Genomic DNA, 15,650 nt, shown 5'->3' with positions numbered 1-15,650 from the left:
TTACTTCAAAAAGAAAAGCCGCCAATTGGGCAGCTTGGTTTTCGAAACTTGCTTCCTTTAGTTGAAGAGGACTATCAACCAATAAATTGCCTTAATAATTGGTTAAACTTGTCACGTTCTTCCCAGAAAGGACCATGACCGCTGTACTGGAACGGAACAAGCTGTGAATTTTTTATGGTTTGATTTAGTTCATGAGCCTGTGCAAATGGAATAACTTTGTCATGAACACCATGGATGATTAAGGTAGGGACATGTATGTTTGGCAAATCTCCATAAAGTTTCTCGTCTCTTAGTGTAATGATGATCGCTGCCGTTGACCAACCTGCTGCTTGTAAGCCCATTTGAATAAACCACTCAGAGAATGGGCTTGTTATATATTGAAAGAAAAAGTTGTCTGTCACTTCTAGCATCATCTTAGGACGGTCATTTAACGCTTGAGTAAGAAATTTAGTCGCAGTTTCAGTAGTAAATCCTATAGGAGCTGCAGCGTCAACTAGGACAAGTTTGGATACTCCATAACCATTATGTCGGGACATATATCGAATTGCGATCGCTCCACCTGTAGAATGACCTGCAAGAATAAAATTGTTTAATTGAAGTACATCCACTACTGTACGTATATCATCCGCCAATCGGTTAAAACTATATCCACTTATTGGCTTATCCGACTTTCCAAATCCTCTCCAGTCAATTCCGATACAGCGGTAACCCATGAAGGGAAGAACATCAAATTGATATTCAAACTGTTTATGGCTTAGCGGCCAGCCATGTAAAAACACGATCGTCTTACTGCCCTCGGGATTTATATCTTCCACATATAATTTTACGCCTGATTCTACATTAACATAGTACCCCACTCCGATTCCCCCTTGAAAGCTTTACCAATAAGATATTCACTTAGTTAAGTCTGGGTGAATGCCTATTTTTTTTCAGCCGGGAAAACACCCTATTAAAAAACGAATCTTAAATGAATTGTCGTCACTTCAGAAATTTCTTTATCAAGGATAAGGTTTACAATAGCATTTCCCTATAAAAAGAGAAGGGAGTGAAATAGATTGCTGATATCAACAAACGCAAACGTGAGGATAACAAAACTGAGGCAGCAGGAACCGGTGTAGGTGCTTTTACTGGGGATACTATGGCTTCTGCTATTGATCCATTTGGTTCAGTTGCAGCGGCAGGTGCTGTTTCAGGTAGAGCGCAAAGAAAAAGTCCCATGCACTTCTTAAAACTTATTGTCATTAATACTCTTACTGTTCTCGGTAAATAAGAAAAGAACTACTTCCCTGCACTTGGAAGTTGCTACTATGAATATTGGGATGAATATATTACATCATGCCACCCGTAAGATGAGAATGTGTAATATCTTTAATGACGTGTACGAAAAGTGCGGTCGGTTTATCCCTATTTTGTAAATTCTGTTTGTAACATCTTTACGGGATATCACTGTTTTTCACTGGATTGCATTAGCAAAATGGTAGCAAAGTCAAAAAGATAATCTATTGGCGGTGTACACACACTCCACGTGTCCAGAGTTATTCGGCAATACATGGGATGCTGGTGATTCTTCTTTTCATTTTTTGTTTTTCTTAACATTAAAGCATAAAAACTGTGTTAAAAATAAGAAGGAAAATAAATGGATTTTATATTATAAAAGTAAGAAATAAGAACCAAATAACAGGGCAATTACAATAATAAATATACTTAGAGTAATAATGTATTTCCTTGATGCTGTATATGTTTGATTATTAATCGTATGGATTTTTATTAGATAAACAATGGTTGCCATTATGATTGTTATAATGCCTATACCAACGGAAGCAATTCCTATCATATTTGCAAGTATATCCCCAGCTGGGGAGAGGTTTTCTTTCATATTAATATGTAGATTTGTTACTAGGAATCCAACCCCAATGATGGCAATCGCAGTTCGAATCCAGGCTAAAAACGTCCTTTCATTTGCCAAATGCTGCTGAATATATTTTGAATCGAGTGTTGGTATATTTTCACCCGCTTTTTCTTTCCCCTTGCTCATTGCTTCCAACTCCTTAATCTAGGTTTTTAATTTATACCCTGAATTCCCGTATTACCTGCTTTTCAATATAACTGATACCTTAATTGTTCACGAACACTTATTATTAATAAACCTAACACCCCCCTGTCCTTGGAGCAACTTCAAACCAGCAGACCGGAGACTGACTCTTTTTCTCTAAAGAGCGAATCGTCCGCTTTATCGTACTCACTGACCAAAATGGCAGCTGCCTCTGCCATTCTTCATATGTATTATAAACCCAAGCTCTTCCTGCAATTTTTTTGCTTATTGATTCCAAGCCAAAAATGGATTTGCTGCAATACCACTGCTCATTCAAACCAATCTTAGCTGCCACACGAGCTTTAACATGCCTAGAATTAGTAAAAACATTATCACTATTAGTCAATTTATTTTAATTACTGCAACTATAATTAATCTATAAAACAAAAAGTCTTAATCCCTATAGATTGGAGGAATTAAGACTTTTATTTCATTATATACATAAGCAATAGTTTCTTAGACAATTTCTGATAGCCTTTTATTCGCTTGTTCAATATATAATTCTTTGACCTTAACATGTGACGGCAGAAGCGGATGATTGCGTATGATGTTGACAGATTTTCGTACGCTCTCCGCTAAAGTATTGCCTCCATGCAGCCATACACTTACCGTGCCCTCAGGAAATTCCGGCATGCAATTTTTAAAAAGATAATCTAATGTTTGAATCTTGTCCTGTAATTCTTTGTTTTTATATATTTTGTTCAGTATATCCCTAGTATTCTTGTGATAATCATTTGTGGAGACCACAACGATTTCCTCAACATTATCCTGAAACACAGCAATAATGATGTCCCTCATTAGATCATCGAAGGGGTGTGAAATGACTGGCTGATATGTTTGTAAGATGATCATGTTTTCCGAATTAACATTGGTTTCTTCTTTAATGAATCGTTCTAACTTCTGATCCATTCCAATCACAAATAGTACTTTTTTCTTTTCATCTCTAGACATCAAATTCACCCCATATATGTTTTGATTTTTGTTCCAAATAAGTTTCCCGACTCTTCCTTATCTGAAAAATGCACGAGTCACAACATATCCTTTTGTTTTTAAGATAATTTGCTTTGCAGGTCACTGGAAAGCTTAAAGACCATTACTCGTTCTCCAGTTTGTGTACTAATATCGGTGTAAAAACTTACTACTTCTTCCCCTGTTATCGTTAAGATAATTTCTTTTAAATCATCCAAACCGGATTCCACTAAACTGTTGCGATGTTCTTTTACTGATAACAATCCTTCTTTATCCTGACATACTGTATATTCAGCAGCAGTTAGTATACCGCGGAGTATTACAATCACCATATCCCGTAAGATATCCGATTTAACAGCTACGGAGCCTCGTCCAAGATAATTTTTCTCCCAATGTGTTAAAGCTTTGCTTATTTCAGCTTCAAGTGTTCCTTTTGTTTTTTCCATACAGATCCCTTTTCCTTTTTTCAAAGTTACATTCATTGATGGCCAAATATTGCCTATAATATTCTAAAAAACAATCTTTTCCGCCCATGTGACGACTTTCTTAGGAAAGCTTTGTCATTGTTAGAAAAGCGCCGGAAAGAAAAGCAGCCTTCACACATGGACTTATATAAAAACCGGGAAAGGGGTTAAGACCAACTCTCCCAGTGTCCTTCCGGATCAATGGACGCAAGCCGAATCCATCCGTTTTTCACTTTTTGATGAAAGGCATGATCGTGGTCCAGCATCCGTTTCACATAACCCCTCGGTGCTTGGATGACCACCAGCAAACGCAGTGGCTCATGATAGGCCTCTTCGTCCGATTTCATAACAGACTGCCAGGGTAGTCCGGATAATAAGTCACTGGCATTACCCTGCATGACCCCGAGACCTGCTGTCACGGTCTGGGTTATTTTATTCCCGCTGCCATAATAATGAGGGGCTACAGTAGAGGCATAATATTGCAGGTTAATCCATTGAGCCACCGTTGCCGGCCCGGAAATAATGTTGGCGAGAATGGCACCGTTTTTATCCTTCTTCCAGTTATAATTGTTGAGGAAAACTCTTCCTCCCAGATTGCAGTCTTGGGTCAGCCTGCGTTCCCCAATGATAAACGCAGCGTTACGTGCCAAGCCCCATTCCGGTCGAACCTCACTCCAATCTTCTGAAAGACGCTGCGCCTCAGCCTTCGGATTCTTAAGAAGAGTTCCGAGATTTGGCAATTGCGGAATCCGATCAGCATTGGCTTCCTCACTCACCGTTGTCAGCTCGGCTTGAATCCGTTTAAATGCTTCCTTAGCTTTCACTGAAAGTTCCGGAACATAAAGCCAACGTAATTCATCAAGAGTGGTAATATGCTCCGCGGCTGCAAAAACAGTATCTTTCGGAATGATAATTCCCTCTGTTTCGAGGCTCTTCCTTACATTTGGAAGATTACATAAGGCTGCCAGCACCCGTGCATTAAATCCGCTTGATGCTCCCCCGCATGCACCGCAGTCGAGTGCGGAACGATATGGATTGTTCGTGCTGTGACTTCCATGTCCGCAAATAACCACTAGTGGTGCAAATTGGTCGGTGAGTCCCATCATTTTTAGTGCTTGCCGTACATAGTGTACTTTTTCTTTCATGGAAAAGCCAATTGGCAGACCTGTTTCTGATTTTTGCATATAGTCAAGTGAGAGTTCCGTGGATGGTTTATGCAGCCATGTTTCGAGCAATTTACTTATTGTCCGGCCTGCACTCCGAGGCATAAAGCTGCGGGCCAGCGTTTGCAGGCTGAGCCAGGGACCGCTAATTTCCGGAAGCGCCATGCTGGAAACCAAATTATTTTTCATCGTTTTAAATGTATAACCGAGTGTACTGACTACCTGATGCCGTTGTTGAAAGGATTCAAAATCTGGTGATATCTCTTTTACCTTGTATTGCGGTTTAAACATTACCGGCAAAGAGTTATGCGTGTGGGTACTGCCTAGGTCGCAGGTTTCAATCGGCAATCCGAAAAAGCCTGCTGTTCCAAAGGTCTCAAAATCTCCTGCCTTTTCAAGTTTGCGGCGAAAAGGCTCTGAACGCACATCAATACAAAATACAAATTGAGCGAGTGCCTGCTTTACATTTTCTTCAGCTACAGCAGGCCTTTGGGATGTAATCATCGTCCTCAACTGGTCTTCATATGTTTTTTCCCATGCTTCAAGCAAAAGCCGATTGCGTAGAGTCTTATCAAAACGATACGCAAGGGCCAAACGTGCCTTTATTTCTGTAGAGGATAACTGTAACCAAGCATTGATTGGCAGGTTCCCCCATTCCGCCCAAGCTGCAATTAATGGTTCTAGATTTACTTTATCATTTCTTTTTTCAGGCAAGGGAAGACAGGGTTTAACCAAAGCCCATTCCATCGAAATTCGTACAGCAAAATAGTCCAGCAGGAGTGAAGTTTCTTCGGCTGATTGCTGTGAGCGCCAAAGCAGCATTCCCCCCCAGCCTGGCAAAGCAAGGAAATGTGCTTCAAAATAGTCCTGGATTTCTGAGAAAGGAATTTCCAGCAAAAGCAAAACTTCCATTAAGGCAGCCTCTGCCTCTACCGGCAACTCACTTAGTTGTTTACGTACCTTACGGCTAAGTGCCGGGTCATGCTGGACTAGTTTCCGCCACGCATGATAGAAACCTTCTTCCCGATTAGGCATCGACCAGACAGCCTGGGATTTATCCAAATACAATTTACACCACTTGATCATATGGCGGTTTAACTCGTGTGCTGCATTCACCCTTCCCAATTGTTCCAAGCGCTGACTATAGGTTTTGACACAATGTTTTTCTGTCATTTGGGATGTAAAACGATTTAGTTTTCTTGCCATGCTTTTTAACTCAGGTGCTTCCAAAGTGCTTGAATATGGTTGATTCTGTAAAAGTGCAGTCCGGCAAAACCTCTCTGCGGCCACACGCGGCAACTCCAAAGATTGTGAGTTTAGCCAATGTTGAAATCCCTTTTCTAAAAAGTCCTGATGAATCTCTCCTCGATCTCGTGCTGACTGAAATACGGAGTCATTGGGGTAGATATCTACATCACAAGTATCCTTGAGCCAGCGTGCCATTTTTTCAAACGGTTGTCCCTCTAACCCTACCCAGGGGTTGCGTGCTGCAAATGTGTTAATAGGACCGAGCGGTACAATGACCCTGCTCGCGGATTTCACCAAGTCATTGAGATCAATATCGAGGGTTTCAGGCAGCTTTTCCCAATGTAATGTTTTTGCTAATGTTGTATTCATTGTAAATGACCTCCTTTAAAGAATGATTGTGTCAAATGCTTAGGATGACTTTCGACCGAATCATTTTGAGGCTCACCTAATCGTACAAGCCAAAGATAAATGAGAGCATAGGCAGTTGATGAACGATGACGAGCCAGCCATACAACCGCAGCACTTCCGGCCAATAAGGTAATCAGCAGAAAAATGGCCGCTGGTGCCGGTGGCTGAATTCCTTTCGGGATTGTATCTTGTAACACACCATAAAAAGCGTCATGTACCAAACTGTATACAATTGCGGCTCCTGCAAACAAAGAAAATCCTGCTATGCGCCCGACACGTCCGGATCCAAAAGCCACGAGATGGGTCCAGGAAAATGATACTGACCATCCTAAGGTAAGAGCGCTTATCAATCGATAACCCTCTCCAGGAGAAGACATCCAAAGACCAATTGCCACCAGGAGACCTAAAATCCCGCCAGTAATTGTCAATAACAATGATGTTGGCTGGTTCGTCCCAGAGGTTGGCTTCTCGTGGTCGTGAAGCACAGAGCCAGCTTGTAAGAAAAGGGTTGATTTGAATAGACCATGTAAGACAGCGTGGATAATTGCTGCCAAATAAGCACCTAATGCACATTGGATTAACATGAATCCCATTTGAGCAATCGTAGACCCGACTAGCTGCCGTTTATAATCAACATGAACCAGCATAATTCCGGTCCCTATTATGACGGAAACACTGGACAATAGCAGCAAAACAATTTGGGCTATATCTCCGCTAAAAAGCGGTGAAAATCGAGTCAAGATAATTCCGCCTGCATTCACTAATCCCGCATGCATTACCGCGGAGACAGGAGTTGGAGCCACTACTGAATCTAACAGCCAGCGTTGGAAAGGCCATTGTGCTGCCGGAATCACAACAGACAAGATTAGCAGCAGGTTAATACAAGTCCTTTCCCATGATTCAAGCTGTGCAAGACTGCTTTTGGTAAGGACGAGCGACAGCTGCCAATGCCCGGTGCTTTGGGTAATCCAGATGACAGCTCCCAACAGAATAAGCCAGCCTAGTGCAAACAGACGGCCGGATTGCTTTGCAGCGTTTCTAGCAACACTCCACTCTTTTTTTAATTTTATAAGCAAAGTCAGTCCTAGGAGTGTAATCCCCCAGCAAACCAGCAGCAGGCGAAGGTCATTACTTAGCCAGGCACCTGAATCAGCAGTAGTAGTAATCGTCAGCAGAGCAAAATATTTTCGATAAGAACGATCACCAAGTAAGTAACGAACAGAATAGCGCTGCACGATAAAACCGATGGTAAGGACAAACAAAGCCAGCAGCCATGATAAAGAATCAAGCCGCCAAGGGCCGTAATCAATAGTCTCATTGTTCGTAACAAGGGCCAGCAGGGCAACAACCGGGGGCAGCAGTGTGATACCGACGTGAAACTGAACAAAAGACAGCGGAACCCTGGGGTATAACAGGAATAACCCGCTAAGCACCGAAATGGCAAGCAATGCAAAAAATATTTCTGGCAGAGAAATTAACATTTTACTTCCCCCCATCGGTGTATAGAAGAAACCATCATTCTGAGAATATGACCTTGACCGATTCCCTTCATTTCACTACATTCCTATCTGTTTAATTTTTAAAAACAAAAAAACCGACAATTTTTAAGTATAATGGTTCAAAACCATTAAACTTTGAAAATTGTCGGTTTACTTTTAACTGGCCCAATCTGGCCTTTTATTAGTCTACCTAATTATTTAATATTTTCTTTCTTCCAATTCGGAAGTATATTTAGAGTTTACCCTCATTTTATAGATTTACCTTTTCATAATGTCAATTTTGATGTTATTAACCTTATGCTAAAGTAATCTATTTATATAGAGATATAATTAGCAATTAATTTATGGTAGTAATGTTACTATTTATCAAACATTCTGTCAAGTTAAAGTTTTGTCCTTGTGAATTTCAAGGAACAGAACCTTACAGGTTATAGTCATTAAGCAATTTGCTCGGTTTGTTGCTCCGATATAAGCTTATTGTATATCTGTAAATCTTTTGAAAATAAATTCAAATAAGTTGCCATTCCCTGATTCTTTACTTTTTCAAAGCTTTCCCAGTCAACAATACCGTATTCCATATTCAACTTTTCAGCATTTACCCAAGCCGTTTCTTCAAACGCAATATTCATCTCATGCTCTTCGATTATCATTTTAAGAAGATCGTAATCACTGTATTGTTCGGATATTGTATGGTTTTTTTTCATCTCGTAAAATTCAAGCGTTTTTGTCAGTGAATCCATTAAAGCTTTCCGGTCCAAGGCATGCCCTAACTCATGTAGGGTGAAAGCTTTAATATACGATTTAAGTGAAACTTGAGCCTGCATTTCCTTTATTGCTTCTTCTATACGTTTAACATCATATCCTATATGGTCAAGGATAAAATTATAGCTCATATTCACCCCAGTATGCTCTTGCTTCAGTTCAATTTCTATTCCAACTGCTCTTATAGTTGACTGTATTAATTGCTCAATCCAGTTTTCCCCATTTTTATAGTTCAATTTTTCCCCTTGCTTTCTCATTTAATTTATCTATTGAGATTTATGCTAATTGATTAGTGTGGAAGACTTCTATTCACAAATTTTATGAAATGAAGTTTTCTTTAACTATATGAATATATATCAAAAAAAATTCCGTAGCAACAAGTAGGCGTTCCCTAAATAAAAACCGGGTTCCGTTTTGGAAAAATCCGCTTAAAAAATAGCCTGAATAGACTTAGGGATTTCGCCTATTGGCTCGAGAAATTCAAAAATGGGATCATTTGGAATAAAAAGAAGAACGCCTTCTATGTAATTAGCTTATTGATTTGATTCAACGCAAAAAGGGCGTCCCATAATGTATGGGGCACCCTTTTTGGAAAATATGTCGGATTAACTTTGATGAGAGTTGCTCACGTATTTAATTATTGTCACGTTGTTTGGCGCGGGCTTCGCCGCCTTTTCGTCCAATTTCCTCATAAAACTCTCTGTCGTGGTTTTCTGAAGTGGCTTCGCCGCCTTTTCTACCGATTTCTTCATAAAAATCTCTGTCATGATTTGCAGCGGTAGCTTCTCCACCTTTTCGCCCGATTCTTTCATAAAACTCCCTATCATGGTTTGAGGAGGTGGCTTCTCCACCTTTTCGTCCCGCTTCTTCGACAGTCATGTTACCATTATTGTCTTCACTGCGATTGTTCTTGGTATTCTTAGCCATAGAAAAATTCCTCCTTAATTTTACTAGAATTCAGTTGCACTCTTTATATTCCCGCCCCCTATTAAATTAAACATCATTTTTTTCATTTGCTATTAGAACAATCAAGTAAATACCCTATAGGTCCAAGTAATTTAACCCCCTGCCCCTACTAGTTTTTTCTACCAAATTGGGTAAATATTCAAATACTTTAGATTAACGAACTGGGGAAAAGAACATGCAAAGAAACAACACAAAAAAACACTCCCTAAACTTTAGAGGGCACTGAAAAAGTCCAATATTTAATAAAGGCAGTTGAAAGTTCAATGAACTTTCAACTGCCTTTTTACTTTATAATATTGTTATCAAATGTATGTAGGTGGTATCCAAGTGATTTCAAATCAAGAATCTCTTAACTTAAGTCCATTCATGGCTTTATACGATATTGTTGTTCCAAAAGATAATATGCTTCGTAAAATTAATGAGCTTGTAGATTTTTCATTCATACTGGAAGAATTGAAAACAAAATATTGTCTTGATAATGGTCGTAATGCCGTTTCGCCAATTCGTATGTTCAGATATTTACTTCTTAAATCTATCTATGATTTGTCAGATGTGGATGTTGTAGAACGTTCCAAATACGATATGTCATTTAAATATTTTCTCGACATGGCACCAGAGGATTCTGTTATTGACCCGAGTTCTTTAACGAAATTCCGAAAACTCCGTCTTAATGATGTGGGTTTATTAGATATGCTTATTGGAAAAACCGTTGAGATTGCTCTAGAAAAAGAGATCATTAAAAGTAAAACCATTATTGTGGATGCAACACATACAAAGGCACGTTATAACCAAAAATCACCGAAAGAGTTCTTACAAGAGAAATCAAAAAATGTCCGAAAAGCAGTATATCAAATTGATGAATCAATGAAAGAAAAATTTCCACCAAAAACGACTTCTAACGAAGTTAATGATGAATTGGATTATTGTCGTCAGGTAATTACAGTTATTGAAACTCAGCCACAAATCGCCGAGATTCCTGCTGTCAAAGAAAAATTAAACGTACTAAAAGAAGTTGTAGAAGATTATGCAGAACAACTATGTTTTTCAAATGATCCAGATGCACGCCTCGGACATAAATCGGCTGATTCTTCTTTCTTTGGATTTAAAACACATATTGCTATGAGTGATGAACGGATTATTACAGCTGCAATTGTTACTACTGGTGAGAAAAGTGATGGAAAATACTTAAAAGACCTAGTTGAAAAAAGCAAAAGTGCAGGAATGACAATAGATAGAATCATTGGTGATACAGCTTATTCAGAGAAGGATAATATCCAATATGCAAAAACCGAAGAATTTCAACTAGTATCTAAACTAAATCCACAGATCACACAAGGTGGACGTGCTAAAGAGGATGAGTTTGAGTTTAATAAAGATGCAGGTATGTACGTTTGTAAAGCAGGTCACATGGCAATACGAAAAGCACGAACAGGAAAGAAGAATCAAGGGCAAAATCAAAAAGACACCTATTACTTTGATATTAAAAAATGTAGAGTATGTCCGTTCCGTGATGGCTGTTATAAGGAAGGAGCAAAAAGTAAAACATATTCAGTTTCAATAAGATCCACTGAACACAAGGAACAAGAAGCATTCCAAAACAGTGAAGAGTTTAAGGAACATGCACGCTCTCGTTATAAAATTGAGGCAAAAAATAGTGAATTAAAACATAGACACGGGTATGAAACGGCATCATCTGCGGGTTTATTTGGTATGGAAATTCAAGGAGCCACAGCGATATTTACAGTTAACATCAAGCGAATTCTGAAACTCCTTAATGAAAAAGAATAAAAAAAAAAGGCAATTTTCCGCCTAAAAAACAGACGGAAAATTGCCTTTTTGTATTCATTTTAGATTACAGAAATAAAAAACGTAAGTTTTTCAGTGCCCTCAAACTTTATAGGAAGTGTTTTTTGTTATAGATATAAATTATTTACATGACTACTTCTCAGATAGTGGAAAATGCACTTATCCATTTCTCAAAAAAGAGTGGGCTAGATTACACTACTTATAAGTCAACGTTTTATTCCCTTAACGTTGTAAACTGTCAATTCCTGACCTATTCTTTTTCATGAATCTCTGTTTCAATCGCTTCAACATGCTCTTCATTAAGCTTTTGTTTTGGTTGAGGATGAAACCACTGGATTTCTCCTTCGTGAACAAACCCTTTGAACTCGTGTCCTTGCACTTTAAGAGTGACTTGGCGGCGCTCGTGCAGTCGGTCTTCAAACGCTTGCGTCATTTCAATGTCATCAATCCCACCTGGAACCCCATGCTCTCCCAACAATTCACGGATTTTGTTTTCAATTTTCGCTTCTTTTTCCTCACCTAGTATTTGTTTTGGATAGGGATGCATCCACGTAATTTCACCCTCTTGAAAATGACCTTTAAACTCATTGTCATCAACCTTAAAAGAGAATTCGTGTCTTTGGTGTTCTGGGTGGCCACTAAGTATTTGTTCAACTTCAAAATTCCTAACTTCCGTCATCTGCTTTCCTCCTTAGTACTCTACATATTAAGAGGATGTCCAAAATCTCAGAAAAAATGACTAACCAACTCTCCATTTGATTAAATTTAAATGAATCCTTTGAATAAAAAAACACTATCAATTATTCTTTACTGTTATAAACTCTTTCATAACCGTTATATATACCTTTTAAAAATGGGTCAATTCCTAAATCATATAGTTGATTGAATGTTACATTATAACCCATTGCTAAATCTATCTATCAAGGGAAACATTCACTAATAGGATTCCCTTTTAATTCACTCATTTATCACCATTAAAATTTAACAGGACCTATATATTAAAGACAGGTTTATAGGTTAGCTCAATTTTAATTAAGTATGTTTCTTCATTAGACTTTTCATCCTCTAAAACTATCGTCCAGTTTTTTGAGATGATTCCACGCAGCGATTTAAGGTTGTCTGATGTAATTTTAACTTGATCAAGGAATTCACCAGTATCAACAAAATCTACGCCCTCTTTCATTCCAAACTTTATGGATAAAAGGGTTTTAAGAGCACCTTTTGTCAAGAATGTAATTTCATATCCTTCTTTAAGGACCTTGTGAAATTTCGCTTTATCCATGTGGTAATAATCGACCAGCGTTTTCCATGTTGGAATTCCATCACCACAACTGCCAAGTATTTTTTCATCTCCCTCATTCAAGAGCGCGACTATTGTTGTACTGTCATAACCTTTAGCCTTTATCATTTCAAGCATAAGGGCATAATTTAAAGCTAACTTAACCTTTTCCACAATACCTTCCTTCCCTTCATTAAAATAAATGACAGACCACATAATGTCATCATCCACTTGTTTTAATTGTTGATTAGCTTCTGCGCAGATTGGTTTAGCAAATTTATACTCTTAAATTTGTATCGTCCTGTACCAACTGGGTGAGCATTTTGTGGGCTGTTAGCAATAATTGGTACCACCTTCATAAATATGTTTTGGCACAATGAAAATGTTTCCTCAAGCCTCGAACGCTTCCATACATATTTTACGCAAAGTGAATTTACCTGTATAGTCATCTACCTTTTCAACCTTAACTGGTTGATTATTAAAATAGAGTAGTGTTTTGTCCCAGCCTCATTAGTTTTTTGGCAGGATTCGTTTGGTATCAAACTGGGTAAGTATTGATATACCTATAGATCAATAAACGAGGAGGATTGGAACATGGAAAGAAACAACACAATCATGCAATTTTTCGAGTGGCATCTAGAGCCAGATGGAAGCCACTGGAGACGTTTGAAGGAGATGGCGCCAGAATTAAAAGAAAAAGGAATTACCTCTATCTGGATACCACCAGTAACAAAAGCGACCTCACCTGATGATAATGGCTACGCCCCATATGATTTATACGACCTGGGTCAATTTAGTCAAAAAGGTTCCATTCGGACAAAATATGGGACGAAACAAGAATTGATAGAAGCAATAATTGACTGTCAAAATGTCGGGATTAAAGTGTATGTAGATGTAGTTATGAACCATAAAGCAGGCGCTGACGAGACGGAAATGATTAAAGTTATTGAAGTGGACCAAGAGGACCGGACCGCAGAAATTTCGGAACCCTTTGAAATTGAAGCTTGGACAAAATTTACATTTCCAGGACGTGAAGGAAAATATTCTCCTTTTGAATGGAGGTATGAGCATTTTACCGGTACGGATTATGATGAAAAGACAGGGAAATCAGGAATATTTAAAATTCTTGCCGATGACAAGGATTGGAGTAAACATGTAGATGATGAAAACGGAAATTATGACTATCTAATGCTTGCAGATATTGACTATGAACATCCTGAAGTAAAACAAGAAATGATAGAATGGGGAAAATGGCTTGCGGATACCCTTAACTGCGATGGATACAGGCTTGATGCAATCAAGCACATTAATCACTATTTCATTAGCGAGTTTGTAGAGGAGATGCGTAAACATCGAGGCAATGATTTTTATTTTGTCGGAGAAGTCTGGAAACCTCAGCTTCATGCATGTCAAAAATACCTTGACCATGTCGATTATCGAATAGATTTGTTCGATGTCCCTTTGCATTATAAGCTGCATAAAGCCTCCATCGAAGGCAGTGATTTTGATTTAACCAGTATTTTCGAGGATACCCTTGTAGCTTCCCACCCTAAAAATGCTGTTACATTCGTTGATAATCATGACACTCAGCCCCAAGAATCCCTTGAATCGTGGGTTCAGGACTGGTTTAAGCCAAGTGCGTATGCCCTGATTCTCCTAAGAAAAGATGGAAATCCATGTCTCTTCTATGGTGATTACTACGGAATCGGAGGTCCAGAACCGGCAGAAGGAAAAAAGGCAATCCTGGACCGCCTCCTCTTTGCCAGATACGATAAAGCATACGGGGAACAGCATGATTACTTCGACCATCCAAATACCATTGGCTGGGTTCGGCTTGGTGTGAAAGAACTTACGAACTCTGGTTGTGCAGTCGTCATCTCCAATGGAGAGGATGGCGAGAAAAGGATGTACGTTGGCGAAAGGAAGGCTGGAGAAACATGGGTAGACCTAACAAACTCGAGGCATGACCAAATTACCATCGAAGAAGATGGATATGCCACTTTCCCAGTTAACGGCGGCAGCGTATCCGTTTGGGCTTACCATCCAAGCGAGTAATGCAAACTATAAATGGGAAATTCAAGCAATCCTAAATGCAAAAACAAAATGTCCGCTGTACGTGGACATTTTGTGTGTTTTGTCTTTTTGTGGTGACAGGCACCTATAAAAGCGATTCCGCCCCATCAATGTAGATTTCACTTCCGGTGATGTGGTTTGATAGGTTGGTAGCGAGGAATAGTACTAGGTCGGCGACTTGTTCTGGTTTTCCGGATTTGTGCTCTAATGGTTGGTTCCCTTCCGGGTATTCAATGGGGATTTCGACCTTTTTTAATTTTTCGGACTCTTTCCATGTGTTTTTATTGATATTTGTTTCAATCGCTCCTGGGCAGATTATGTTGACTCTAATACCATAGTTGGCAAGCTCAAGAGCTGCCATTTTTCCAAAGCCCATCTGACCAATTTTTGATGTACTATATGCGGACATGCCAATATTTTTATAGATTCTGTTCCCATTAATGGAACTAGTAATAATGATACTTCCCCCATTTGTCTTTAAATGCGGGATTGCATATTTTACCGTTAAAAAGGTACTCGTTAAATTATTGGAGATGGTTAAGTCCCATTCTTCCGGCTCCAAGTCTTCTATAGGCGCCACTTCCCCATTAATCCCCGCGTTAGCAAAGACAACATCGAGTCTTCCCCACTGATCAATGATTCTTTTGTAGAAGTTCTCTACTTCCTTCGGGTGAGAAACATTGGCTTCCAAGACAAGCGCTTCACTTCCCATATCTTCAATTTGTTTTTTGACCTCTTCCACGTTTTCTTTATGCAAATCTACTAACGCAATTTTTCCTCCATTCTGAGCAAGCTTCAAAGCAGAAGCCCTTCCTATCCCTGAGCCAGCCCCTGTAACAACAGCAACCTGATTTTGAAGTAGATTTTTCACGTTAAAAAACCTCCTTAATGGTGATGTATATTACTATATCCACCATGGAG

General features: G+C 39.1%; 14 protein-coding genes and 1 pseudogene. 3 read left to right on the top strand and 12 right to left on the bottom strand.

Going from position 1 to position 15,650, the window contains the following annotated elements; all coding sequences use genetic code 11:
• Positions 1-74: 74 nt before the first annotated feature.
• Positions 75-857, bottom strand: coding sequence for an alpha/beta fold hydrolase (locus AC2TFD_RS01775; protein ID WP_335518415.1), 783 nt, complete (start codon positions 855-857; stop codon positions 75-77).
• Between the two features lie 281 nt (positions 858-1,138).
• Between AC2TFD_RS01775 and AC2TFD_RS01770 the strand changes: the two genes are divergently transcribed.
• On the top strand, positions 1,139-1,270 hold the full coding sequence (locus tag AC2TFD_RS01770; RefSeq protein ID WP_335518419.1) for a hypothetical protein: 132 nt from the start codon (positions 1,139-1,141) through the stop codon (positions 1,268-1,270).
• Positions 1,271-1,648: 378 nt separating this feature from the next.
• Here the strand turns inward: AC2TFD_RS01770 and AC2TFD_RS01765 are convergent, their stop codons facing one another.
• The 8 genes and pseudogenes from AC2TFD_RS01765 to AC2TFD_RS01730 all read right to left on the bottom strand — a co-directional run.
• The gene (locus AC2TFD_RS01765; protein WP_484674840.1) at positions 1,649-2,035 is read right to left on the bottom strand and encodes a YidH family protein; all 387 of its coding nucleotides are present in this window, start codon (positions 2,033-2,035) and stop codon (positions 1,649-1,651) included.
• Positions 2,036-2,147: 112 nt separating this feature from the next.
• On the bottom strand, positions 2,148-2,438 hold the full coding sequence (locus tag AC2TFD_RS01760) for a hypothetical protein (protein ID WP_484674839.1): 291 nt from the start codon (positions 2,436-2,438) through the stop codon (positions 2,148-2,150).
• A gap of 110 nt (positions 2,439-2,548) precedes the next feature.
• Positions 2,549-3,043 (bottom strand): carbonic anhydrase, encoded by a 495-nt coding sequence (locus AC2TFD_RS01755; RefSeq protein WP_335518425.1) that lies wholly within the window; start codon positions 3,041-3,043, stop codon positions 2,549-2,551.
• A 98-nt stretch (positions 3,044-3,141) separates the two neighbouring features.
• Positions 3,142-3,507: a Na-translocating system protein MpsC family protein gene (locus AC2TFD_RS01750; RefSeq protein WP_335518428.1), complete on the bottom strand. Its 366-nt coding sequence runs from the start codon at positions 3,505-3,507 to the stop codon at positions 3,142-3,144.
• A 185-nt stretch (positions 3,508-3,692) separates the two neighbouring features.
• On the bottom strand, positions 3,693-6,305 hold the full coding sequence (locus AC2TFD_RS01745; protein ID WP_484674838.1) for a DUF2309 domain-containing protein: 2,613 nt from the start codon (positions 6,303-6,305) through the stop codon (positions 3,693-3,695).
• Positions 6,302-7,840 (bottom strand): NADH dehydrogenase subunit 5, encoded by a 1,539-nt coding sequence (locus AC2TFD_RS01740; protein WP_484674837.1) that lies wholly within the window; start codon positions 7,838-7,840, stop codon positions 6,302-6,304. The genes AC2TFD_RS01745 and AC2TFD_RS01740 overlap by 4 nt, the downstream gene beginning before the upstream one ends.
• A 440-nt stretch (positions 7,841-8,280) precedes the next feature.
• Complete coding sequence (locus AC2TFD_RS01735; protein WP_335518438.1) at positions 8,281-8,841, bottom strand: integrase; 561 nt, start codon at positions 8,839-8,841, stop codon at positions 8,281-8,283.
• Between the two features lie 400 nt (positions 8,842-9,241).
• Positions 9,242-9,532 (bottom strand): annotated as a pseudogene (locus AC2TFD_RS01730) (KGG domain-containing protein); the annotation flags it as partial.
• Between the two features lie 366 nt (positions 9,533-9,898).
• On the opposite strand from AC2TFD_RS01730, the gene AC2TFD_RS01725 reads away from it, so the two are divergent.
• Entirely contained in the window at positions 9,899-11,359 is a 1,461-nt protein-coding gene (locus AC2TFD_RS01725) for an IS1182 family transposase (RefSeq protein ID WP_484674836.1), read from the top strand.
• 268 nt (positions 11,360-11,627) lie between these two features.
• Here the strand turns inward: AC2TFD_RS01725 and AC2TFD_RS01720 are convergent, their stop codons facing one another.
• The gene (locus AC2TFD_RS01720; RefSeq protein WP_335519445.1) at positions 11,628-12,056 is read right to left on the bottom strand and encodes a hypothetical protein; all 429 of its coding nucleotides are present in this window, start codon (positions 12,054-12,056) and stop codon (positions 11,628-11,630) included.
• Between the two features lie 312 nt (positions 12,057-12,368).
• Positions 12,369-12,872 carry a hypothetical protein gene (locus AC2TFD_RS01715; protein WP_484674835.1) on the bottom strand — a complete coding sequence of 168 codons (504 nt, stop codon included), beginning with the start codon at positions 12,870-12,872 and terminating at the stop codon, positions 12,369-12,371.
• A 378-nt stretch (positions 12,873-13,250) separates the two neighbouring features.
• Between AC2TFD_RS01715 and AC2TFD_RS01710 the strand changes: the two genes are divergently transcribed.
• Positions 13,251-14,711 (top strand): alpha-amylase, encoded by a 1,461-nt coding sequence (locus tag AC2TFD_RS01710; protein WP_484674834.1) that lies wholly within the window; start codon positions 13,251-13,253, stop codon positions 14,709-14,711.
• A 103-nt stretch (positions 14,712-14,814) separates the two neighbouring features.
• Here the strand turns inward: AC2TFD_RS01710 and AC2TFD_RS01705 are convergent, their stop codons facing one another.
• Positions 14,815-15,600, bottom strand: a complete 786-nt coding sequence (locus tag AC2TFD_RS01705; RefSeq protein WP_335519437.1) for an SDR family oxidoreductase — start codon at positions 15,598-15,600, stop codon at positions 14,815-14,817.
• Between the last annotated feature and the right edge of the window lie 50 nt (positions 15,601-15,650).

Source organism: Neobacillus sp. plas4 (assembly GCF_057221695.1).
Note: the sequence above shows the minus strand (reverse complement) of the source record. Positions and strands in the feature narration are given on the sequence as shown.